General features: G+C 67.0%; 20 protein-coding genes. 7 read left to right on the top strand and 13 right to left on the bottom strand.

The window, feature by feature from the left end:
* Position 1: 1 nt before the first annotated feature.
* Positions 2-214, bottom strand: coding sequence for a DUF2093 domain-containing protein (locus AB7F10_RS01765; RefSeq protein WP_428558405.1), 213 nt, complete (start codon positions 212-214; stop codon positions 2-4).
* Between the two features lie 89 nt (positions 215-303).
* The gene (gene xseA, locus AB7F10_RS01760) at positions 304-1,800 is read right to left on the bottom strand and encodes an exodeoxyribonuclease VII large subunit (RefSeq protein WP_428558004.1); all 1,497 of its coding nucleotides are present in this window, start codon (positions 1,798-1,800) and stop codon (positions 304-306) included.
* Between the two features lie 113 nt (positions 1,801-1,913).
* Between xseA and purD the strand changes: the two genes are divergently transcribed.
* From purD to AB7F10_RS01735, 5 genes are all read left to right on the top strand, one after another.
* Positions 1,914-3,188, top strand: a complete 1,275-nt coding sequence (purD, locus tag AB7F10_RS01755) for a phosphoribosylamine--glycine ligase (protein ID WP_428558005.1) — start codon at positions 1,914-1,916, stop codon at positions 3,186-3,188.
* Between the two features lie 167 nt (positions 3,189-3,355).
* Positions 3,356-3,760, top strand: a complete 405-nt coding sequence (locus tag AB7F10_RS01750) for a hypothetical protein (protein ID WP_428558006.1) — start codon at positions 3,356-3,358, stop codon at positions 3,758-3,760.
* Between the two features lie 206 nt (positions 3,761-3,966).
* Positions 3,967-4,872 carry an alpha/beta fold hydrolase gene (locus AB7F10_RS01745; RefSeq protein ID WP_428558007.1) on the top strand — a complete coding sequence of 302 codons (906 nt, stop codon included), beginning with the start codon at positions 3,967-3,969 and terminating at the stop codon, positions 4,870-4,872.
* Between the two features lie 5 nt (positions 4,873-4,877).
* Positions 4,878-5,963 carry a phosphotransferase family protein gene (locus AB7F10_RS01740; RefSeq protein ID WP_428558008.1) on the top strand — a complete coding sequence of 362 codons (1,086 nt, stop codon included), beginning with the start codon at positions 4,878-4,880 and terminating at the stop codon, positions 5,961-5,963.
* A 124-nt stretch (positions 5,964-6,087) separates the two neighbouring features.
* A complete protein-coding gene (locus AB7F10_RS01735; protein ID WP_428558009.1) occupies positions 6,088-6,327 on the top strand; it encodes a hypothetical protein in 240 nt (79 codons plus the stop codon).
* On the opposite strand, the gene AB7F10_RS01730 is transcribed toward AB7F10_RS01735, so the two are convergent.
* Positions 6,328-6,756: a nucleoside deaminase gene (locus tag AB7F10_RS01730; protein WP_428558010.1), complete on the bottom strand. Its 429-nt coding sequence runs from the start codon at positions 6,754-6,756 to the stop codon at positions 6,328-6,330.
* Between the two features lie 109 nt (positions 6,757-6,865).
* Here AB7F10_RS01730 and AB7F10_RS01725 point away from each other — a divergent pair, with 109 nt between their 5' ends.
* Both AB7F10_RS01725 and rsmD read left to right on the top strand, forming a co-directional pair.
* A complete protein-coding gene (locus AB7F10_RS01725) occupies positions 6,866-7,882 on the top strand; it encodes a pseudouridine synthase (protein WP_428558011.1) in 1,017 nt (338 codons plus the stop codon).
* Positions 7,882-8,436 (top strand): 16S rRNA (guanine(966)-N(2))-methyltransferase RsmD, encoded by a 555-nt coding sequence (gene rsmD, locus AB7F10_RS01720; protein WP_428558012.1) that lies wholly within the window; start codon positions 7,882-7,884, stop codon positions 8,434-8,436. The genes AB7F10_RS01725 and rsmD overlap by 1 nt, the downstream gene beginning before the upstream one ends.
* Here rsmD and mutL read toward each other — a convergent pair.
* From mutL to AB7F10_RS01670, 10 genes are all read right to left on the bottom strand, one after another.
* Positions 8,433-10,244 carry a DNA mismatch repair endonuclease MutL gene (mutL, locus tag AB7F10_RS01715; protein ID WP_428558013.1) on the bottom strand — a complete coding sequence of 604 codons (1,812 nt, stop codon included), beginning with the start codon at positions 10,242-10,244 and terminating at the stop codon, positions 8,433-8,435. The two genes, rsmD and mutL, sit on opposite strands and share 4 nt — an antisense overlap.
* Before the next feature lie 101 nt (positions 10,245-10,345).
* Positions 10,346-10,768, bottom strand: coding sequence for an alternative ribosome rescue aminoacyl-tRNA hydrolase ArfB (arfB, locus tag AB7F10_RS01710; RefSeq protein ID WP_428558014.1), 423 nt, complete (start codon positions 10,766-10,768; stop codon positions 10,346-10,348).
* Between the two features lie 6 nt (positions 10,769-10,774).
* Positions 10,775-12,088 (bottom strand): glucose-6-phosphate isomerase, encoded by a 1,314-nt coding sequence (locus tag AB7F10_RS01705; RefSeq protein ID WP_428558016.1) that lies wholly within the window; start codon positions 12,086-12,088, stop codon positions 10,775-10,777.
* A 42-nt stretch (positions 12,089-12,130) separates the two neighbouring features.
* On the bottom strand, positions 12,131-13,501 hold the full coding sequence (locus AB7F10_RS01700) for a M16 family metallopeptidase (protein WP_428558017.1): 1,371 nt from the start codon (positions 13,499-13,501) through the stop codon (positions 12,131-12,133).
* Positions 13,498-14,901 (bottom strand): M16 family metallopeptidase, encoded by a 1,404-nt coding sequence (locus tag AB7F10_RS01695; RefSeq protein WP_428558018.1) that lies wholly within the window; start codon positions 14,899-14,901, stop codon positions 13,498-13,500. Before AB7F10_RS01695 ends, AB7F10_RS01700 begins: the two co-directional genes overlap by 4 nt.
* 110 nt (positions 14,902-15,011) lie before the next feature.
* Positions 15,012-15,731 carry a hypothetical protein gene (locus AB7F10_RS01690; RefSeq protein WP_428558019.1) on the bottom strand — a complete coding sequence of 240 codons (720 nt, stop codon included), beginning with the start codon at positions 15,729-15,731 and terminating at the stop codon, positions 15,012-15,014.
* A 113-nt stretch (positions 15,732-15,844) separates the two neighbouring features.
* Positions 15,845-16,360, bottom strand: a complete 516-nt coding sequence (gene lspA / locus AB7F10_RS01685; protein WP_428558021.1) for a signal peptidase II — start codon at positions 16,358-16,360, stop codon at positions 15,845-15,847.
* A gap of 43 nt (positions 16,361-16,403) precedes the next feature.
* Positions 16,404-16,745: a GIY-YIG nuclease family protein gene (locus AB7F10_RS01680; RefSeq protein WP_428558022.1), complete on the bottom strand. Its 342-nt coding sequence runs from the start codon at positions 16,743-16,745 to the stop codon at positions 16,404-16,406.
* A 7-nt stretch (positions 16,746-16,752) separates the two neighbouring features.
* Positions 16,753-19,770, bottom strand: a complete 3,018-nt coding sequence (ileS, locus tag AB7F10_RS01675) for an isoleucine--tRNA ligase (protein ID WP_428558024.1) — start codon at positions 19,768-19,770, stop codon at positions 16,753-16,755.
* Between the two features lie 61 nt (positions 19,771-19,831).
* The gene (locus AB7F10_RS01670; RefSeq protein ID WP_428558025.1) at positions 19,832-20,824 is read right to left on the bottom strand and encodes a bifunctional riboflavin kinase/FAD synthetase; all 993 of its coding nucleotides are present in this window, start codon (positions 20,822-20,824) and stop codon (positions 19,832-19,834) included.
* Positions 20,825-20,939 lie beyond the last annotated feature (115 nt).

Here is a 20,939-nt window from a genome sequence, read left to right as displayed (position 1 = left end):
GTCAGTCGGCCGGTGTCTCGCCGCGCGACGTAAAGCTCTGCATCACCACTTCGGGTGTCGCATAGGCTTCCTGCCGGTCGACGTTCCAGTATTTCAGTTCCTCGAGCGGGATCGGCACGCCGGTGACCGCGCAACGGACGAAAGCGCCCGGCTTCACGACGCGAAAATCGCCGTCGAGGTATTTCACCTCGGCTTCATTGTTCATCGGCGGCATTCGGTCGCCACGGTTGAGCACGGCAATCTCCAGCGGTTCAAGTCATCAAGATAATGATTTCCGGCCGCGAGGCAAAGTCCGGGATTGGCCTAGAACAAGTCGCCCTGACCGCCGCCTGCGCCACCGGTTTTTGGCGGTTTGGCCGAGACTTTGGCGACCGGCTTCGATGAGGCAACGCGCGGCGCGGTGGGCGGCGTTGCACCCTCGCCCGCCGTCGCCGCGATACGACCGTCGGCGAATTCAATGTCGAGCCGCGCGCCGGAGGCAACCGACGCGGCAGTGCGGAGCGGCACGCCGGCCGCGTCGCGCACCAGCGCGAAGCCGCGCGCCAGCACGCCGCGATAGGAGAACGCCGCGAGCAACTGCCCCGCCGACTGCACGCGTTGCGTCCGCCGGTCGAACGCGACACGGAACGCCCACGCGCTTCGCTGGCCGAGCGCGCCTGTGATCTCGTGCCCGCGCTCCAGACGATGCCGCAGCAGCCGCGGCGACAGCTTGGCGGATGCGCGCGTCAGCTGCGTGCGATGAAGTTGCGCATTGGCCCGCAGGGCGCGCGGCAATCGTTCCGCGCAGGCATCGAGCCGCTGCCGCGCCCCGGCCAGCACCTCGTCGGCGGCCGGCAACGCCCGCGACAGCAGCGTCAGTTCCTTGCGCCGCTGCTCGATGCCGCGCTGCCAACAGGCGAGCTTGCGCGCGCCGAGCGCCGCGATCTGCAACATGAGTTCCGCGCGCACCGGCACCGCCATTTCGGCGGCGGCGGTCGGCGTCGGCGCCCGCTTGTCGGAGGCGAAGTCGATCAGCGTCACATCGGTCTCGTGGCCGACCGCCGAGATGAGCGGGATCATCGAGTCCGCCGCGGCACGCACCACGATCTCCTCGTTGAACGACCACAAATCCTCAAGCGAGCCGCCGCCGCGCGCGACGATGATGAGATCAGGCCGCGGGATCGGCCCGTCCTCCGGCAGCGCGTTGAAGCCGTGGATGGCGTTCGCCACCTCGCCGGCCGACTGCTCGCCTTGCACGCGCACCGGCCACACCAGCACATGGCGCGGGAAACGGTCGCCGAGGCGATGCAGGATGTCGCGGATCACCGCGCCGGTCGGCGATGTGACGACGCCGATCACCGTGGGGAGAAACGGCAGCAGTTGCTTGCGCGCCGGATCGAACAGGCCCTCCGCCGCGAGCTTCTTCTTGCGCTCCTCGAGAAGCTTCATCAGCGCGCCGACGCCGGCCGGCTCCAGCGTGTCGATCACGATCTGGTATTTCGACGAGCCGGGGTAAGTCGTGAGCTTGCCGGACACGAGGACGTCGAGGCCCTCCTCGGGCCGCACCCGCATGCGGCCGAATACGCCCTTCCAGATCACCGCCTCGATCACCGCGCGGTCGTCCTTCAGGCGGAAATAGACATGGCCGGAGGGCGAGGCCCCCTTGAAGCCGGACACCTCGCCGCGCACCCGCACGAAGCCGTAGGCGTCCTCCACGGTGCGTTTCAGCGCCGCGGACAGCTCCGAGACGGACCATTCTTGAGCATTGCCTTGCGCATTGCCTTGGGCGTTAGCCTGGGGATCGCGTGCTGCGTCGTTCATCCCGCGCCGTATCGCATGAAAACGGACCGTGTGTAACCCGTCCCGAATCCTTGCCGGGCGGGTCCGCCATGCTACACCAGCCCGGCCATGACCTTGAGTGCGGCCGTTCCGGCATGAACATCCTTCTCCTCGGCTCCGGCGGACGCGAGCACGCGCTGGCCTGGGCCATCGCCGCAAGCCCGCTCACGACCAGGATCTACTGCGCGCCGGGCAATGCCGGCATCGCGCAGGAGGCGGAACTCGTCGCGCTCGACGTCGCCGACCACGCCGCCGTGATCGCGTTCTGCAAAGATAAAAAAATCGACTTCGTGGTGGTCGGACCGGAAGCGCCGCTGGTCGCCGGCATCGTCGACGATCTGGAAGCCGCCGGCATCAAGGCGTTCGGTCCGACCGCGAAAGCCGCGCAGCTCGAAGGCTCCAAGGGCTTCACCAAGGATCTCTGCCGCGCCAACAACATCCCGACCGGCGCCTATGAGCGCTTCAAGGACGCCGCGAGCGCGAAGGATTATATCCACAAACAAGGCGCGCCGATCGTCGTCAAGGCGGACGGGCTTGCCGCCGGCAAAGGCGTCGTCGTCGCGGAAACGCTCGACGAAGCGCTCGCCGCCGTCGACATGATTTTCGCCGGTGGCGTCGGCGCGGCGGGCCACGAGGTCGTCGTGGAGGAATTTCTCGACGGCGAGGAAGCCTCGTTCTTCGCGCTGTGCGACGGCGAACACGCCGTCGCGCTCGCCTCGGCGCAGGACCACAAGCGCGTCTTCGACGGCGACAAGGGGCCGAACACCGGCGGCATGGGCGCCTATTCGCCCGCCCCTGTGATGACCGACGAGATCGCACGGCGCACGATGACGGAGATCATCGAGCCGACCGTACGCGCACTCGCCAGGATGGGCGCGCCCTACAAGGGCGTGCTGTTCGCCGGCCTGATGATCGGCAAGGACGGCCCCAAGCTGATCGAATACAACTGCCGCTTCGGCGACCCGGAATGCCAGGTGCTGATGCTGCGGCTGATGTCCGACCTCTTGCCGGCCCTGATCGCAGCGCGCGACGGGCAACTGAAAAACTTCGGTCTGCGCTGGTACCCGCACGCCGCGCTGACGGTGGTGATGGCGGCGAACGGTTATCCCGGCGCCTATGACAAGGGCAGCGCGATCGGCAATCTCGACAAGGCGGCCGCGCTCGACGGCGTGCAGATCTTTCACGCGGGCACGAAGGCCGAGAACGGCAAGGTGCTCGCCATCGGCGGCCGCGTTCTGAACGTTTGCGGCACCGGTGCGACAATCTGCGAGGCGCAGGCCCGCGCCTATGCGGCGGTCGATGCCATCGACTGGCCCGGCGGCTTCTGCCGCCGCGACATCGGCTGGCGCGCAATTGCGCGCGAACGGTAATCATCCACCGCGCTTCGCGACGTCACGATGATCGATGTGGCGTGAATTTGCCGGTTCCGCCGGTTTCTACCCGTCTTTGCATGCCGCGCATGAATCGCCCGCGGTGGCGGTCATATTTCGCGCGCTTAACTTCCGATGACTGGGGGCGACAAGCAAGGAGATGCACGATGATGAAAACGATTTTCGCCGCATCCGCCATCGCCGCTTTGGTGGCTTCGCCGGCGCTCGCGATGAGCAACAAGGCTCCGACCGGCACCAGCGCTTCGCACGTGCGCGCCCAAGACGCGGCTGGCGGCTACACGGCGAGCGGCCACTACGTTCGGCCGAACGACCGTATCGGCGCCAATGACGATCCGTTCTGGCGCGTGAACCCGATCACTGGTGGCGCGGCGCTCGCCTTTGCGCCGGTCGCGGGCGCGTTCGGTTACGACACCGGCTACGGCGCCTATGCGCAGGGGCCCGGCGCCATGACCGGAGCCCCGACCGTGATCGAAAACGGACAGGCCGTGGGTTGGGATCCCGATCCCAATGTGCGCCTGCAGCTGCGCCGCGGCGCGGTACAGTTCGAGTAACGCACAACTCTCCAAACCAAGCTGACCCAGGGAGTGCATCTCGGCGGCGTCCGGTTCCCCCGAACCGGGCGCCGCCCGATGCGCTTGTGGCACCGAGTGTAAAAGATTGTCATGGCCGGGCTTGTCCCGGCCATCCACGTCTTCAATAGTAGAAAGACGTGGATGCCCGGCACAGGGCCGGGCATGACAGTGAGTGCCCCAAGTCCATGCCCGACCTCGCCGATCTGTTCCCTGGCTACAACGCGCACTGGATCGACACCTCGATCGGCAAGATTTTCGCGCGCAGCAGCACGCAGGACAATCTGCCGCCGCTCCTGTTGCTGCACGGCTACGCGCAGACCAATGTGATGTGGCACAAGGTGGCGCCGCTGCTCGACAAGCAGTTCCGCCTCGTGATCCCCGACCTGCCCGGCTACGGCTGGTCCGCCGTACCGGAGGCAGCCGCCAATCACGCGCCCTACGACAAGCGTTCGATGGCGAAGGTCATGATCGAGGTGATGGAGAAACTCGGCTTCGCGCAGTTCGCGCTCGCCGGCCACGACCGCGGCGGCCGCGTCGCCTATCGCCTCGCGCTCGACCATCCCGGAAGGCTGTCCAGGCTCGCGACGCTCGACATCGTGCCGACTTACGAGATGTGGACGCGCATGGACTACAAGATGGCCATGAAAGTATTTCACTGGCAGTTCCTGGCGCAGCCGTTCCCGATGCCGGAGAAGACGCTCGCCACCACCTCGCTCGATTACATCCATCTCAAGATGGCGAGCTGGACCAAGGCGAAGACGCTCGACGCCTTCGACCCGCGCGCGGTCGCGCATTACGACGCGTTCTTTTCCGATCCGCTGCGCATCCACGCCACCTGCGAGGACTACCGCGCCGGCGCGACGACCGATTTCGCCAACGACACCGCGGACCGCAAGGCCGGCAACAAGATCGCCTGCCCCATGCTCGCGCTGTGGGGCTCGGCGGGCATCCCCTCCGACAGCGGCCCGGTCGCGATCTGGCAGGACTGGGCGACGAATATCACCGGCCAGGCGATCGATTCCGGGCACTTCCTGCCGGAAGAAAACCCCGACGCCACCGCCGCGGCGATGCTCGCGTTTTTCAAGGGCTGACGGAGGTGGCGGGGATCGACCGGCAGGCGGCGTTTTCCGGCACCAAGGAGGTGGCGGCGAGCCTCGCCATCGATCCCGCACCGCTTGAAGGTTATCTCGCGCGCCACATCGCCGGCTTTGCCGGCCCGCTGAGGATCAAACAGTTCAAGGGTGGCCAGTCGAACCCCACCTATCTGCTGGAAACACCCGCGCGCAACTACGTCCTGCGCCGCAAGCCGCCGGGCAAGCTGCTGCCGTCAGCGCATGCGGTCGACCGCGAGTTCCGCGTTATCAGTGCACTTCACAAGCAGGGCTTCCCGGTCGCGGAGCCGCTGGACCTGTGCGACGACGACAGCGTGGCCGGCACCGCCTTCTACGTCATGGGCTTCGCGGACGGCCAGGTGTTCTGGGAGCCGCAGATGCCGGAGTCGAATCCGGCGGAGCGCACGGCGGTGTACGATGCGATGAACGCCACCATCGCGCGGCTGCACAGCTTCGATCCCGGCGCGATAGGCTTGGGTGATTTCGGCAAGGGCGGCAATTATGTCGGCCGGCAGGTCGAGCGCTGGTCGAAGCAGTACCGCGCTTCGGAAACGGAAAAGATCGAGGACATGGAGCGGCTGATCGACTGGCTGCCGCGCAATATTCCGCCGGAAGTGCCGGCCCGCGTCGTGCATGGCGACTACCGGCTCGACAACATGATCCTGGACAGGAATGCGCCGCGCGTCGTCGCGGTGCTCGACTGGGAGCTGTCCACGCTCGGCGATCCGCTCGCGGATTTCGCCTATCACCTGATGGCGTGGCACATGCCGCATTCCGACAGCGCCGCCGGCACCGCGACGCTGCGCGGTCACGACCTCGCGGCGCTCGGCATTCCGTCGATGGACGATTATGTCGAGACCTATCGCGCACACACCGGGCTCGACCCGCGCCCGCACCTCAACACCTATCTCGCCTATAATTTCTTCCGCATCGCCGCGATCCTGCAGGGCATCATCGGCCGCGTGCGCGACGGCACCGCGACCAGCGAATTCGCGCCGTCGAAGGCCGAGATGATACGCCCGCTCGCCGCGACGGCGTGGGATTTCGCGAGGGCCGCCGGAGCGCGGTAACGCCCCATAAGGTGAACGGCGCGTTAGCGCCTGTGGCGCAAGTCGAGCCGTTTCGCGGCAAGACGCTTCATCGAGACGCCCTATTTTGCGCGCATCATCCCGGGCGAGTAGCGGGCGTTTGCGTATGGACGTCAAACCGATCAGCGTGATCGCGATCAAGCCGTCGGTCGACTCCGGCGGGCGCGGGCGTTCGCCGCAGCAGTTCGACGACGCCGAGCAAAAGGACGATCGCGACGATGATGAGCAATTCTCCGAACAGGTTTCGGACGATGCGTTCGACATGCCGCTGACCGACGCGCCCGACCTTGCGCCGGAACTGCCGGCGCCGCCGAAGCCCGGCCGCTACATCAACAAGGTGGTGTAGTCACCGCCGCGCAGCGAAAAACTCTTTCAGCAGCGTACCCGCCTCACTCTCGCCAATGCCGCCATAGACCTCCGGCCGGTGATGGCACGACGGCGAGGCAAAGAACCGCACGCCGTTGTCGACCGCCCCGCCTTTCGGATCGCCCGCGCCGTAATAGAGCCGCCGTAGCCGCGCGAAAGAGACGGCGGCGGCGCACATCGCGCAGGGCTCCAGCGTCACATAGAGATCGCAGTCGTTCAGCCGTTCGCTGCCGAGCGCCGCCGTGGCTTGCCGGATCGCCAGCAACTCGGCGTGGGCGGTCGGGTCGCGGTCGGCGAGCGTCCGGTTGCTGGCCCGCGCCACCACCTCGGTCCCCCGCACCACCACGCAGCCGACCGGCACCTCGCCGCGGGCCGCCGCAGCGCGGGCTTCCTGAAGGGCTTCCGCCATGAAATCCATTGTTTGTCATGGCCGGGCTTGTCCCGGCCATCCACGTCTTTTATGTCGCTGCCGTGTATAAGACGTGGATGCCCGACACAAGGTCGGGCATGACGGGTTCATGGCAAGCGATCAAAACAACAACGGCGGGCGCATTGCCAAGGTGATGGCGCGCGCGGGGCTGGCCTCGCGCCGCGAGGCCGAAGCCTGGATTGCGGCCGGCCGCGTCAGCGTCAACGGCCGCGTCATCACCTCGCCGGCCCTGAACGTCACGCCGCGCGACCGCATCGCTGTGGACGGCGAGCCGCTGCGTCTGCGCGAGCGCACCCGGCTGTTCCTGTTCAACAAGCCGCGCGGCCTCGTCACAACCACCTCCGACCCGCAAGGGCGTCCGACCATCTTCGCGGCGCTGCCGAAGTCGCTGCCGCGCGTGGTCAGCGTCGGCCGGCTCGACCTCAACACCGAAGGCCTGCTGCTGCTCACCAACGACGGCGGCTTGAAGCGCGTGCTGGAACTGCCCGCCACCGGCTGGCTGCGCAGCTATCGCGTCCGCGCCTTCGGCAAGGTGACGCAGGACGCGCTCGACAAACTGAAAGCCGGCGTGACGATCTCCGGCATCCGCTATGGCCGGATCGAGGCCACCTTCGACCGCGAGCAGGGCTCGAACGTCTGGATCACGGTCGGCATCCGCGAGGGCAAGAACCGCGAGGTGCGAAACGTGATGGATCACCTCGGCCTCAAGGTGAACCGGCTGATCCGCGTCTCGTTCGGGCCGTTCGAGCTGGGCAATCTGCCCGACGGCATGGTGCAGGAAATCGAAACCGACGAGTTGAAAATCGCGCTCGGGGAGGATGTCGTGCGCGAAGCCGGCTGCGATTTCACCGGTCCGATGATCGACCACAGCGTCGCCGTTGAGCGTCGTCCTGAGGCGCGAGGCGCAGAGCGCCGAGCCTCGAAGGACGACAGGGACAATCGCCATCCTTCGAGGGCCGCAGGGCGGCCACCTCAGGATGACGACGGAGAAAAACGCCGCAACAAGAAAGGCCCGCCGCCGCGCAAGCGGCGCGACCGTGCCCGCTCCGGCCCGCGCCCGTCGCGGCCGATGCCGTCCCGCAACAATCGCCGGGACGAGGACTGATGCGCGTGGTCGGCGGCCGCCTCCGCTCGCGCCCGATTGCGAGCCCGAAATCGGACGCGATCCGCCCGACCGCCGATCGCCTGCGCGAGTCGCTGTTCAACATTCTGGTCCACGCCTATGGCGATCCGGTCGAGGGCGCGCGCGTGCTCGACCTGTTCGCCGGCACCGGCGCGCTCGGCATCGAGGCGGCGTCACGCGGCGCGGCCTTCGTGCTGTTCGTCGATGACGGTGCGGAGGCCCGCGCGCTGCTGCGGCAAAATGCGGAAAGCCTCGGCCTCGGCGGCACGACGCGCATTTTCCGCCGCGACGCGACCAGGCTCGGGCCGGTTTACCCGCTCGAACCGTTCGGCCTCGTCTTTCTCGACCCGCCCTACGGCAAAGGGCTCGCCGAAAAGGCGCTCGCCTCCGCGCACGAGGGCGGCTGGCTCGGCGACGATGCGCTGATCGTGGTCGAGGAAGCCGTGGCGTCGACATTCGCCGCGCCGGACGGCTTCGAGGAACTGGAGCGACGTGCCTATGACGACACGGAGTTCGTGATTTTGCGGACGACCTAGCGACGGCCAAACAGCCGTTCGATATCGCCGAGCTTCAGTTCCACATAAGTCGGCCGGCCGTGGTTACACTGGCCGGAATTCGGCACCGCTTCCATCTCGCGCAGCAGCGCGTTCATTTCCTCGGGCTTGAGCTTGCGGCCCGCGCGCACCGAGCCGTGGCAGGCCATCGTCGCCGCCACATGCATCAGCCGGCGTTCCAGCGGCAGCGCCTCGTCCCATTCCGCCATGTGCTCCGCAAGATCGCGCAGCAGCCCCCGCACATCGACCTCGCCAAGCAGCGAAGGCGTTTCGCGCACCGCGACCGCGCCGGAGCCGAATTCCTCGACCACCAGTCCGAACTGCGCCAGCTCGGCGGCGCGCGCGGCAAGCCGCGCGACATCAGCTTCATCGAGTTCCACCACTTCGGGGATCAGCAGGATCTGCCGCGCGATACCCGCTTTCTCCAGCGCCGCCTTCATGCGTTCGTAGACGATACGCTCGTGCGCGGCGTGCTGATCGACGATCACGAGGCCGTCCTTCGTTTGCGAGACGATGTAGGTCTCATGCACCTGCGCGCGCGCCGCGCCAAGTGGATGCTCGATCTGCTCCTGCGCAGGTTCGAAGGTTTCGATCCGCGCATCGGCCGAGGGCGCGCCGACATCGAAAGCCGCCTGCGCGGCCTCTGCCAGCCCGAAGCCGCCGCGCGACGGCGCGACGTAAGGCCGTTGCGGCGACGTGCGCCAGTCATAACCGCCGCGCCGCGCTGCCCCGCCCAGCATGGCGTTCGGCCGAAACGCGGCGACGGTCGCGGTGCCGCCGGTGGTCGCGGCGCGCTGTCCCTCGCGCAGCAGCGCCTCTTTCAGCGCGCGGACGATCAGCCCGCGCACGAGACCCGCGTCGCGAAACCGTACCTCCGTTTTCGCCGGATGCACGTTGACGTCGACCTCCTGCGGCGGCAGCGTCACGAACAGCGCCAGCACCGGATGCCGGTCGCGCGGCAGGTAATCCGCGTAAGCCGCGCGTACCGCGCCGATCATGAGCTTGTCGCGCACCGGCCGCCCGTTGACGAACAGATACTGCCCGAGCGAATTGGCGCGCGAATGCGTCGGCAGACCGGCGAAGCCTTCGACACGCACGCCGTCGCGCTCGGCCTCGACCGCAACCGCGTTGGCGCGGAACTCCGCCCCCAGCACGTCACCCAGACGCGGAAGCCGTATCGCATCGCCGCTCCCTGCGTTCCATGTCACCGGCGCGCGGTCCTCGCCGGCGAGCGTGAACGCCACATCCGGCCGGCTCATGGCGAGACGGCGGACCACCTCGCGCACGGCGTCCGCCTCGCTGCGGTCGGTCTTGAGAAATTTCAGACGTGCCGGTGTCGCGTGAAACAGATCGCGCACCTCGACGGTGGTGCCCTGCCCCAGCGCGGCCGGCTTGACCTCCGACTTCACGCCGGCATCGACGGTGATTGCCCAGGCGTGCGGCTCACTCTTGTGCCGCGTGGTGATGGTCAACCGCCCCGCCGCGCCGATCGACGGCAGCGCCTCGCCGCGGAAGCCGAGCGTGCGGATGGCCAGCAGGTCTTCATCGTCGAGCTTGGAGGTGGCGTGGCGCTCGATACAGAGCGCGAGATCCTCGCGCGTCATGCCACCGCCGTCGTCGGTGATGCGGATGAGCCGCCGCCCGCCCCCATCGGTCAGCACGTCGATCTTGCCCGCGCCCGCATCGAGCGCGTTCTCGACCAGTTCTTTCACCACGCTCGCCGGGCGCTCCACCACCTCGCCGGCGGCGATGCGGTTGACGAGATTTTCCGGCAACTGGCGGACGGGCATGAAAGGACGACCGATTCGGGGATTTCCGCGACTTTAGCGACCTGCGATGGCCCCAGCGAGGCTGAGACGCGGCGCATCCCCGCAATTCAAGGCGGAAACGGCTAGTCGTGGCCCGGTTTCGTGCGCCGCAGGCTCTTGATCTGCCCGCGATGCTTCTTGCTCTCGACGCGGCGCTGCTTGGAGGCTCTGGTCGGCTTGGTGGCGCGGCGCACCTCCGGCCGCACCGCGGCTTCCTGAATCATCTCGACCAGCCGCTCGCGCGCCTCGGCGCGGTTGCGGCTCTGGTCGCGGTGGGTCTGCGCCACGATGACGATGACGCCGTCCTTGGTGAGCCGGCTGCCGGCAAGTTTCATCAGGCGGATCGCGACGTCGTTCGGCAGCGCGCGCGAGCGCCGCGCGTCGAAGCGCAATTGCACCGCCGACGAGACCTTGTTGACGTTCTGTCCGCCGGGGCCCGAGGCGCGGACGAAACTTTCCTCAAGCTCACTGTCGTCGATGGAGATCTTGTCGGTGACGCGGAGCATGGCCGCTCAGGCTTTGCCGGCGAGATAGCTCTTCGCCAGCACCTTGCCCTCTTCCACCGCCGGCTGGTCGAACGCATCAACGCCAAGCAACTGCGCGGCGATGATCGTCTCCAGCATGAACTGCATCAGCAATTCGCCGAGCGCGACTTCGTTGAGCTTGGGCGCGTGGATGGTGCGCACCGGGCAGCCGTTCGCGGCGAGCGTCTCCGCCGTGGCGCGGCCCTGCGCTGCGACGAGATCGCCGATCGCCTTGCCGGCGAAATCCGGCTCGCCGGCGCGGGCGGAAAGCTCCGCATCCATCTTCGGGCCGACGCCAGCCGTGTCCGTCGTTATCACGGTGAACAGCTTGTCGCGCGGCCCGGCGATAAACAGCTGCAACTGGCTGTGCTGGTCGACCGGGCCGAGCGCCGCGATCGGCGTCGTCCCCTTGCCGTCCTTGCCGAGACTTTCCGCCCAGAGCTGCACATACCAGCGCGAGAGTTTCTCCAGCCGGTCGGCGTAAGCCATCAGCACCGAAATCGGCTTTCCGTTATCAGCCTGCGCCACGGTGAGCGCCGCACCGAGCGCGGCCGGAACTTCGGCCGCCGGCTTGCCGGCGAGCACCGGCGCGAGCGCGAGGCCCGCGCCCTTGCGCACCGCGCCGATATCGAGGCCGAGACAGGCCGCCGGCAGCAACCCGACATTTGTGAGCACCGAGAAGCGCCCGCCGACGCCGGTATCGTGATCGAGCGTCGCGACGCCCTCCGGCCCGATCAGATCGCGCAGCCCGTTTTTCTTGCCCGTCTTCGCAGGCTCGGAAATGCCGAACAGGTGATCGGAGGCCGCAAGCCCGGCCTGCTTCAGCGCGGCGAGCACGGCAATCGTCTGCATCAGCGTTTCGCCGGTGCCGCCCGATTTCGAGATCGCGACGAAGCGCGTCGCGCGCAGTTGCAGCCGCTCGAGCAGCGCGCCGAACGACACCGGATCGAGATTGTCCATGAAATGCAGCCGCGGCGGCCCGCGCAGCGCATCGACGCCGGACACGCCGTAGCCGGCAAGCTGCGCCAGGGCCTGGCCGCCGAGACTGGAGCCGCCGGTGCCGAGGATCACGATATCGCTCGCGCCGCGCGTCAGGGTGTCCGCCGCCTCGCGGATGCCGCCGAGATCGTCGGTCTTTTCAGGGTAGCGCAGCAGCGGCAGCGCGCCGTCCCCGTGGCGCGCCCGCAGCCAGTCAAGCGCGGACTCGGCGCGTTTCAGCGCGGCGGCAAGCGCCGCCTCGCCGACGCCGTGACGGCCGACGCGCCCCTCGCGCGCAAGATCGATGGATTGAATGAGCGCCATGAGCGTCACTTTATCGGCCGATTCGGGCGCCCGATAGGCCGCTCAGTTCGCCTGCTGGCGCGGCGCAGCGGCCGGCTCGGCCGCGGGCTCGCCGCTCGATGTCACGCCGACCGGACGCCCGGCCACCGTCACCAGAAGACCGCCGCCATAAATGCGCTTGGCCGCCCGTTTGGCGTCGGCGACCGTCACCGCATCGATCATCCCGGCGCGCTTGTCGATGTAGTCGATGCCGAGATTGTCGGTCTGGATCTGCACGAGTTGCGCCGCGATTTTCGCCGAGGTGTCGAGCGACAGCGCATAGGAGCCCTTGAGGTAGGACTTCGCCTTGGCGAGTTCCTCCGCGGTCGGCCCCTCCTCGGCCATGCGCTTGATTTCCTTCTCGATCACCGTAATGGCATCGCCGGTGCGGTCGGCGCGCGTCGCGGTGCCGCCGACCACGACCGCGGCGCGGCGGAACCAGACCAGGTGATCGGACACGCCGTAAGCCAGCCCACGCTTCTCGCGCACTTCTTTGTAGAGCCGCGACGAGAACGTGCCGCCGCCGAGAATGTGATTGACGATATAGGCGGCCATGAAATCCGGATCGCCGCGCGCGATGCCGGCGCCGCCGAAGGTGACCACCGCCTGCGGCACATCGACATTGATGACGATGCGGCGGCCGAGCCCCTGCGGCTGCGTCGCTGGGACCGGCACGAGATCGTTCTTCGCCGGCAGCGCGCCGAACACCTTGTCGATCATTGCGCCGGCGCCTTTGGCGTCGATATCGCCGACGATGCCGATGATGAGCTCGTTGCGCGCGAACACGCGCTTCACATAGGCATGCAGATCGTCGGCGCCGATCTGCGGCACTGTTTCCAGCGTACCCTTGGTCGAGCGGCCGTAAGGATGGTTGGGGAACGCCGTCTCCCACCAGCGCAGGCTGGCAAGGCTGTTCGGGCTGGTGGTGTCGCGGCGCAGGCCCGACATCACCTGCGAGCGCACGCGCGTCAACGCGTCGGCGTCGAAGCGCGGCGCCGTCAGCGCCAGCCTCATCAGGTCGAGCGCTTCGTCGCGATGCTCGTTGAGCACGCGCAGGCCGCCATAGAAATAATCGCGACTGACCGAGAAGCTCATCTCGATCGCGTTGTTTTCCAGCTTCTCGTGGAACGCCTTGCTGTCGAAATCGCCGGCGCCCTCGTCGAGCATGTTGGAGGCAAGGCTCGCGGCGCCGGCCTTGTCGGCGGCGTCCTGGCTCGAGCCGCCGTGGAACGAGAAGTTCATCGCGACCAGCGGGCTCGAAGCGTCCTGCACCAGCCAGCCGGCGATGCCGCCGGGACTGACGACGCGCTGGATCGTCACCGCCTGCGCCGGCAGCGCAGCCAGCGTCATGACCGCGCCCGCCGCGAGGGCGATCAGCGTGTTGCGGGCGCTCATGAGCGTTTCTCCGGTTTGGCGGCGGGGGTCTTGACGAGATAGCCGGTGACCGAACGCTCTTTCTCAAGCCAGTGCTTGGCGGCGTCCTTCACCTGCTCGGCGGTCACCGCCTTGATGCGGTCCGGCCAGGCAAGCACGTCGGCGACCGTCGAGCCGGTCGTCAACGAAGCGCCGTACCAGCGCGCCATCGCGGCCTGACTGTCCTGCGCATAGACGGCGTCGGCGACCAGCCGGGTCTTGGCGCGCGCAAGCTCCTCCGGCGTGATGCCGTTGCCGGCAACCTCGGCGATCACCGTGTCGATCTCGGCCTCGAGCTGCGGCAGCGTCTCGTTCGGCTGCGGCACGCCGTAGACGCCGAACTTGCCCATGTCGACCGCGTTGCCGCTGTACCAGGCTCCGGCCGAGACGGCGACGCGCTTCTTGACCACCAGCGTGTCGTAAAGCCGGCTGTTCGAGCCGCTGCCGAGGATGTGCGCGAGCACCTCGAGCGCCTCGGACTCGCCGGGCTTCGCCGTGCTGGACGACGGCACCAGATAGCTGCGGCGCACGCTCGGCTGCTCGACGCGCGGGTCCGACACCGTGAGCGAGCGGGCCGCGATCGGCGGCGGCTCCTGCGGACGCTTGCGGGCCACGAGTTTCGGCATCGGCGAAACCTTGCCGTAGGTCGCTTCGGCAAGCGTTTTCACCACTGCGGGCGTCACGTCGCCGGCGATCACCAGCACGGCGTTGTTCGGCGCGTAAAAGCGCTGATAGAACGCGAGCGCGTCCCCGCGCGACAATTGTTCCATCTCGTGACGCCAGCCGATCACCGGCCGGCCATAAGGATGATTGAGGAACAGCGCCGCATCCATCTGCTCGCCGAGTTTGGCGGCCGGATTGTTGTCGATGCGCTGATTGCGCTCCTCGAGAATAACGTCGCGTTCGGGCAGCACGACGTTGTCGCTCAAAACGAGGCCCGTCATGCGATCGGCCTCGAACTCCATCACGGTCTTCAGCTTCTCGGCCGGCACGCGCTGGTAGTAGCCGGTGTAGTCGCTGGAGGTGAAGGCGTTTTCCTGGCCGCCGATCTCGGCGACGACCTGCGAGAACCTGCCGGCCGGATTTTTCGTCGTGCCCTTGAACATCAGATGTTCGAGGAAATGCGCGAGGCCGGATTTGCCGGGCGTCTCGTCGGCGGCGCCGACCTTGTACCAGATCATGTGCGTGACGACCGGCGCGCGATGGTCCGGGATCACGACGACATCGAGGCCGTTCTTGAGCTTGAACTCGGTGACCTTGCTGCGATCCGCCCCGGTATTTTTTGCGCCGCTCTGCGCCGATGCGCCGGCCGAGACGAACACGGCCGCAGCGAGCGCTGCGACCGCAACCGGCAGCAAGGCCGGCAATCTGGGTGATGTCATGGTCAAATCCGTCGTGTCCCGGTCTGTCGCATCACGTCGCAACCGGACTCTGGCCGCATCTTGCGAAGACGCAACTTAACAATCGGCAATCCGCACGGGCCGCCGTTCGCCTAGCGCTCTGCTTCGACGCGCGTGGTGTAGTTGTCCTGCACCGGGCCGTAAGTGCCCTTGGCCGCCTTGCCGACGCCGTAAGGCTGCGCCGGCGACGGTGTCTGATAGCCGCGCGGCGGCTCGATCAGCGTGGTGCGCGGCGGCTCGCCGGTAAAGGGCGCGACTTCCTCGCTCGGCGCGAACAGATTGTTGAACAACCCGCCGCGCGAGCCGAGCTGGTTCGGCGTCATCTTCTCCGAATAGTCGGAGGGAATCTGATTGGAGGCCGTCACGCCGCCGCCGGTCGTCTTACGGCCGCGCATCATTTCATCCGGACGCAGCGGACGCCCGTCGTCGAGCAGTGAGTCGCCGGTGAGATAATTGTTGTTGACGGTTTTCTTGGCAGCGCGGGCGCGCTTGATTTCGGGATCGACCGGCCAGTTCGGATTGTTGACGCTCGCGGATGTGTCCGGCGGCGGCAAGGTGGCCTCGGCCGCTTCCGGCGGAATCACCAGCGGCGAGCGCTCGCGATATTCGATATTGGCGCTGTCGTCGCGCAGGCCGGCGCCCTTGAGGATGCTGTCGATGATCTTTTCGTCGAAGCTCTTGTCGTCGTCGGCCGCCCGCGCCGGCAGCGCCGCCGTAACGGCCGCGCAAGCCACGATGCAGGCAAGGCCCGCGCGCCGGAGGCGCTGCGATACGCGCTTCGCGTGAGAAGTGCTGAAGGCCGGTCCGTTCATCACATCCGTCCCATCACGTCGTCCGCCGCCCCGCGGTGACCCGGCGATGCCGCCGATTTTGGCCTTTATTCCGGCCGATCGGGGCGGTTTTGCGGCGTCTTTTACGCCGCCCTCTAGGCCTCTTGGGCCCCGCCGCTGTCCCGGATCAGGGACTCATACAGCAGGCCCACCACCCCGGCAACGATGGCTACATCAGCGAGGTTAAAAACATACCAGTTGAACCGCCAGGTGCCGGAAGCCGCGTAAAACAGCACAAAATCCGTGACCCAGCCGTTGATCAGCCGGTCGACCGCATTGCCGAGCGCCCCGCCGACGATCAGGCCGAGCGCCAGCGCCGTCAGCCGGTTACCGGCGCGGGCGAGCCACACCCACAGAAGCGCGACGGCAGCGACCTTGATGGCGAGCAGCGCCCATTGGCCGAGAGCGCCCTCCTGCTGGAACAGGCCATAGCTGATCCCGTAGTTGCGGACGAACACGAAATCGAGAAACGGCGCGACGGCGACCTGCCCGCGCGACGGCAGATCGTAGACATGCAGCAGGTAATATTTGCTGGCCTGGTCGATCGCGGCGGCAGCGAGTGCGACGGCAAAGCCGAAGCCGGTCAGCGGACCCCAAAGATAGGGTTTCATCTTTAAGTCGTCCCCGCGAAGGCGGGGACCCATACCCGCAGGACTATCGACTGATCAGATGCGAGAGATCGGACCAATCCAGGTTCTCCTCTTCGATCAGCCGAATTTTCCAATCCCGATTCCACTTTTTCAACTGCTTCTCGCGGCGAATGGCCGACTCGGGATCATCAAAGGCTTCGACATGGACAAGTCGCGTGACGCCGTGTTTGCGGACGAACTCCGAACCCAACCCTAAACGATGTTCTTCGAGGCGGCGTGCGAGATCGTTGGTGACGCCGATATAGAGCGTGCCGTAACGTTTGCTTGCGAGGATGTAGACGTGGAAAGGCACGACTTCACCTCGATCACGGTGGCTATGGGTCCCCGCCTGCGCGGGGACGACCAATCATATTTTACTCCGCCGCCTTGCGCATCGCGTCCCATTCGCGCAGCGCCCTGGCGTCGCGCGGCGAGACATCCGGATATTGCGGGTCGCTTCCCACGTCGGGGAGAATTTTCCACGAGCGCGCGCACTTCCTGCCTTCGGCCTCGCGCACGACGACGGCAACGCCCTGCACGTCTGCGAGACGGAACGCATCGGCCGGCGCCTCGGCCTCAACAAGCGTCGCGGCCGACGTGATGCAGATTTCGGCGAGGTCGGCATCGACCACCGCGGCATAAAGCTCCGGATTGGTGACATGCACCATCGGATGCGCCTCGAGCGAGGAACCGATCTTCTTGTTGGCGCGCTCGATCTCCAGCGCGCCGGTGACGACGCGGCGCACGGTGCGGATCTTGCGCCACTTCTCGGTGAGCGCGTCGTCGCGCCAGGCTCCCGGCACCTCGGGGAACAGTTCGAGATGCACGGACGGCGCGTCCGCGCCGTAGCGCGCCATCCATGACTCCTCCATCGTGAAGCACAGCATCGGCGCAAGCCACGTCACGGTGCAGCGGAACAGCTGGTCGATCACCGTCAGGCACGCCTTGCGCGTCACCGAGGAATACGGGTCGCAGTACAGCGCGTCCTTGCGGATGTCGAAATAGAACGCCGAGAGGTCCGCCGTGAGGAATTGCGACAGCGCCGCGAAGATGCGCTTGTAGTCGAACCGGGCGTAGGCGTCGCGCACCAGCGCGTCGAGCTCGGCCAGCCGGTGCAGCATCAGCCGCTCCAGTTCCGGCATCTTGCCCGTTGCGATGCGGTCCTCCTCACGGAAATGCGCGAGGTTGCCGAGCATCCAGCGCACGGTGTTGCGCAGGCTGCGATAGGTGTCGGCGGTCGTTTTCAGAATCTCCGGTCCGATGCGCAGATCGGCCGAATAATCCGCCGCGCAAACCCACATGCGCAGAATGTCCGCGCCGGAATTCTTGATGACGTCCTGCGGCACCACCACGTTGCCGAGCGACTTCGACATCTTGCGGCCGTCCTCGGCCAGCACGAAGCCGTGGGTCAGCACGGTGTCATAGGGCGCGCGGCCGCGCGTGCCGCAGCTTTCGAGCAGCGAGGAATGGAACCAGCCGCGATGCTGGTCCGAGCCCTCCAGATACATCACGGTATCCTTGCCGCCGTCGCGCTTGCGCACGATGCCGGCGAGCTGCGGGAAATTCTTCGGGTCTTCCAGCACGAAGGCATGCGTCGAGCCGGAATCGAACCAGACGTCGAGAATGTCGTCGACTTTCTGCCAGCCTTCGGCGGCGCGCTTGCCCAGGAAGCGCTCGGCCGCGCCCGCCTTGTACCAGGCGTCGGCGCCCTCGACGGTGAAGGCGTCGAGGATGCGGCCTTCGACCTCGGGGTCCTGCAAAATCTCCACCGAGCCGTCGTCGTTGTCCTTGATGAACACCGCGATCGGCACGCCCCAGGCGCGCTGGCGCGAGATCACCCAGTCGGGCCTGCTCTCGATCATGCCGTTGATGCGGTTCTCGCCCTGCGGCGGTACCCACGCGGTGTCCTTGATGGCTGTCAGCGCGCGATGGCGCAGCGTGTCGGCGGGCTTGTCGATGCCCTTGTCCATCGCGATAAACCACTGCGGTGTATTGCGGAAAATCACCGGCTTCTTCGAGCGCCACGAATGCGGATACTGATGCTTGAGCCGGCCGCGCGCGATGATCATGCCCGCTTCCGCCAGCGCCTTGATCACGGCCTCGTTGGCGTCGCCCTTCTCGCCCTTGTCGTTGATGACGCGCTTGCCCGTGAAGCCCGGAGCCTGCGCGGTCAGCGCGCCGTTCTCATCGACGGTATAAGGGATCGTGGTATTGATGCCGCGCGCGGCGAGATCGCGACCGCTTGCGGTCCACACCTCGAAGTCCTCGCGGCCGTGACCCGGCGCGGTATGGACGAAACCGGTGCCGGCATCGTCGGTGACATGCGCGCCTTCCAGGAGAGGCACGGCGAAATCATAGCCGCCCTTGGCTTTCAGCGGATGGTCGCAGAGCATACCCGCGAGCACGGCGGCGCTCACCGTAGCGATCTTCTCATACGACGCGACGCGCGCCTGCTTGAGAACGTCCGCGGCGAGCTTGTCGGCGAGGATCAAGAGATCGCCGGTCTTCGCCCAGTTGTCGGCCGGCGCGTCGGTGACTTTATAGAGGCCGTAAGCGATGCGGCCGGAATAGCTGACGGCGCGGTTGCCCGGCAGCGTCCACGGCGTCGTCGTCCAGATCACCACCGACGCCTTGCCGACGAGATCGAAGCTTGCGGCGACGTCGGCCTTGGCCGCGTCGTCGCCAAGCGAAACGTCCGCGACCGGAAACTTCACCCACACCGTGTCCGAGGTATAGTCCTCGTATTCAACTTCGGCTTCGGCGAGCGCGGTCTTCTCGACCACGCTCCACATCACCGGCTTCGAGCCGCGATACAAAGTGCCGTTCGCCGCGAACTTCATCAGCTCGCGCGCGATCTGCGCCTCGGCCGGGAAGCTCATCGTGGTGTAGGGGTGCGACCAGTCGCCCTCGACGCCGAGCCGCTTGAATTCGCCGCGCTGCACATTGAGCCAGTGCTCGGCATAGGCGCGGCACTCCTGCCGGAACGCGATCATCGCGTCCGGGTTCTTCAGGTCCGGCTTCGGCTTGCCCTTCGAGCGGTAGTTCTCTTCCTCGATCTTCCACTCGATCGGCAGGCCGTGGCAGTCCCAGCCCGGCACATAGTTGCTGTCGAAACCGAGCATCTGCTGGCTGCGCGTCACCACGTCCTTGAGGATCTTGTTGAGCGCGGTGCCGATATGGATGTTGCCGTTGGCGTAAGGCGGGCCGTCGTGGAGGACGAATTTCGGCCTGCCCTTCGCCTTCTCGCGCATCTGCTGGTAGATGCGCAGGCTCTCCCAGCGCTTCAGCAGTTCCGGCTCGCGCTGCGGCAAGCCGGCGCGCATCGGGAATTCGGTCTGCGGCAGGAAAAGCGTTTCGGAATAGTCGCGTTCGGGCTTGTCGGGCTTGCTCATCGGGGTCTTCGTCCTAGCGGGCTGTCTCTAGCAGGACCGCCGCCGGTTGTAACCCCTTCCGTTACGGCAGCTTTCCGGCCTCGCCCAGTTCCGGAAACCGCCCGCGCGAGCGGGCGAGCACCTCGCGCGCCTGCGCGACGTCGGCCTGCATCTGCGTCTTCAGCGCCTCGACGCCGTCGAAGGTCTGCTCGTTCCTGAGCCAGCCGAGGAAGGCGACCTCCGCCTGCTTGCCGTAGAGGTCGCCATTGAAGTTGAGCAGGAACACCTCGAGCAGCGGCGCCCCGTTGTCGAACATCGGCCGGCGGCCGAAGCTCGCCACGCCGTCATGGCGCTCGCCGTCGACCTGCATACGCACCGCGTAGATGCCATGCTTGAGGCCGCAGGACGGATCGAGCCGGATATTGGCGGTCGGGAAGCCGAGGTCGCGGCCGCGCTTGGCGCCGTGGATCACCTCGCCGGCGACGAACCAGGCGGCGCCAAGCAGTTCGGCGGCTTCGACCACCTTGCCCTGGGCGAGCGCGGTGCGGATCGCGCCGGAGGACACCGGCCGCCCCTCGTCCTGCAGCGGCGGCACGATATCGACCGAAAAGCCGAAGCGCTCACCCTGCTCGACGAGGAACTGCGGCGAGCCGGTGCGGTTCTTTCCGAAGTGAAAGTCGAAGCCGATCGCCGCGCCGGAAATCTTCAGCTGCCCGACCAGCACCTTCTCGATGAAGTCTTCGGCCGGCGTCGCGGCGAAAGCGGCGTCGAAGGTAAAGACGATCGCGCCGGCAAGGCCCGTCGCCGCCAAGAGGCGCATCTTCGAGCGCTCGTCGCTGAGCGCGAACAACGGCTCCTGCGGCCGCAGGAACGTGCGCGGGTGCGGCGAGAAGGTCAGCGCGGCAGCCGGCATCCCGAGTTCCGCGGCGCGTTTTTGCGCCGCCCCGATCACGGCGCGGTGGCCGCGATGAACTCCGTCGAAATTGCCGATCGCCACCACCGCGCCCTGCAGCGCGGCTGGCGCGCCGTCGCGCGCCACAATGAAGCTGTTCGCCGGCTTGCTCGAGAGGGCCATTTGGACGCTGAGACAACCTTGTCGGAACGGAAACGGGGCGGAACCTGATGATTTACGCCACTTTCGTCAAGCAGCGCCAGCACGGTTACCGTGCCGTTAACGGAATACAGGGATT

Origin of the sequence: Pseudolabrys sp., from assembly GCF_050250095.1 — a bacterium.
GTDB lineage: Bacteria > Pseudomonadota > Alphaproteobacteria > Rhizobiales > Xanthobacteraceae > Pseudolabrys.
The sequence above is the reverse complement of the archived record's forward strand: the minus strand, read 5'-3'. Positions and strand labels throughout refer to the sequence as shown.

Bases quoted from the DNA above. Each gene is read 5' to 3' on its own strand.
- AB7F10_RS01765 (WP_428558405.1), bottom strand. From the start codon at position 214: ATGCCGCCGATGAACAATGAAGCCGAGGTGAAATACCTCGACGGCGAT.
- xseA (WP_428558004.1), bottom strand. From the start codon at position 1,800: ATGAACGACGCAGCACGCGATCCCCAGGCTAACGCCCAAGGCAATGCG.
- purD (WP_428558005.1), top strand. From the start codon at position 1,914: ATGAACATCCTTCTCCTCGGCTCCGGCGGACGCGAGCACGCGCTGGCC.
- AB7F10_RS01750 (WP_428558006.1), top strand. From the start codon at position 3,356: ATGATGAAAACGATTTTCGCCGCATCCGCCATCGCCGCTTTGGTGGCT.
- AB7F10_RS01745 (WP_428558007.1), top strand. From the start codon at position 3,967: ATGCCCGACCTCGCCGATCTGTTCCCTGGCTACAACGCGCACTGGATC.
- AB7F10_RS01735 (WP_428558009.1), top strand. From the start codon at position 6,088: ATGGACGTCAAACCGATCAGCGTGATCGCGATCAAGCCGTCGGTCGAC.
- AB7F10_RS01730 (WP_428558010.1), bottom strand. From the start codon at position 6,756: ATGGCGGAAGCCCTTCAGGAAGCCCGCGCTGCGGCGGCCCGCGGCGAG.
- AB7F10_RS01725 (WP_428558011.1), top strand. From the start codon at position 6,866: ATGGCAAGCGATCAAAACAACAACGGCGGGCGCATTGCCAAGGTGATG.
- rsmD (WP_428558012.1), top strand. From the start codon at position 7,882: ATGCGCGTGGTCGGCGGCCGCCTCCGCTCGCGCCCGATTGCGAGCCCG.
- mutL (WP_428558013.1), bottom strand. From the start codon at position 10,244: ATGCCCGTCCGCCAGTTGCCGGAAAATCTCGTCAACCGCATCGCCGCC.
- arfB (WP_428558014.1), bottom strand. From the start codon at position 10,768: ATGCTCCGCGTCACCGACAAGATCTCCATCGACGACAGTGAGCTTGAG.
- AB7F10_RS01705 (WP_428558016.1), bottom strand. From the start codon at position 12,088: ATGGCGCTCATTCAATCCATCGATCTTGCGCGCGAGGGGCGCGTCGGC.
- AB7F10_RS01700 (WP_428558017.1), bottom strand. From the start codon at position 13,501: ATGAGCGCCCGCAACACGCTGATCGCCCTCGCGGCGGGCGCGGTCATG.
- AB7F10_RS01695 (WP_428558018.1), bottom strand. From the start codon at position 14,901: ATGACATCACCCAGATTGCCGGCCTTGCTGCCGGTTGCGGTCGCAGCG.
- AB7F10_RS01690 (WP_428558019.1), bottom strand. From the start codon at position 15,731: ATGAACGGACCGGCCTTCAGCACTTCTCACGCGAAGCGCGTATCGCAG.
- lspA (WP_428558021.1), bottom strand. From the start codon at position 16,360: ATGAAACCCTATCTTTGGGGTCCGCTGACCGGCTTCGGCTTTGCCGTC.
- ileS (WP_428558024.1), bottom strand. From the start codon at position 19,770: ATGAGCAAGCCCGACAAGCCCGAACGCGACTATTCCGAAACGCTTTTC.
- AB7F10_RS01670 (WP_428558025.1), bottom strand. From the start codon at position 20,824: ATGGCCCTCTCGAGCAAGCCGGCGAACAGCTTCATTGTGGCGCGCGAC.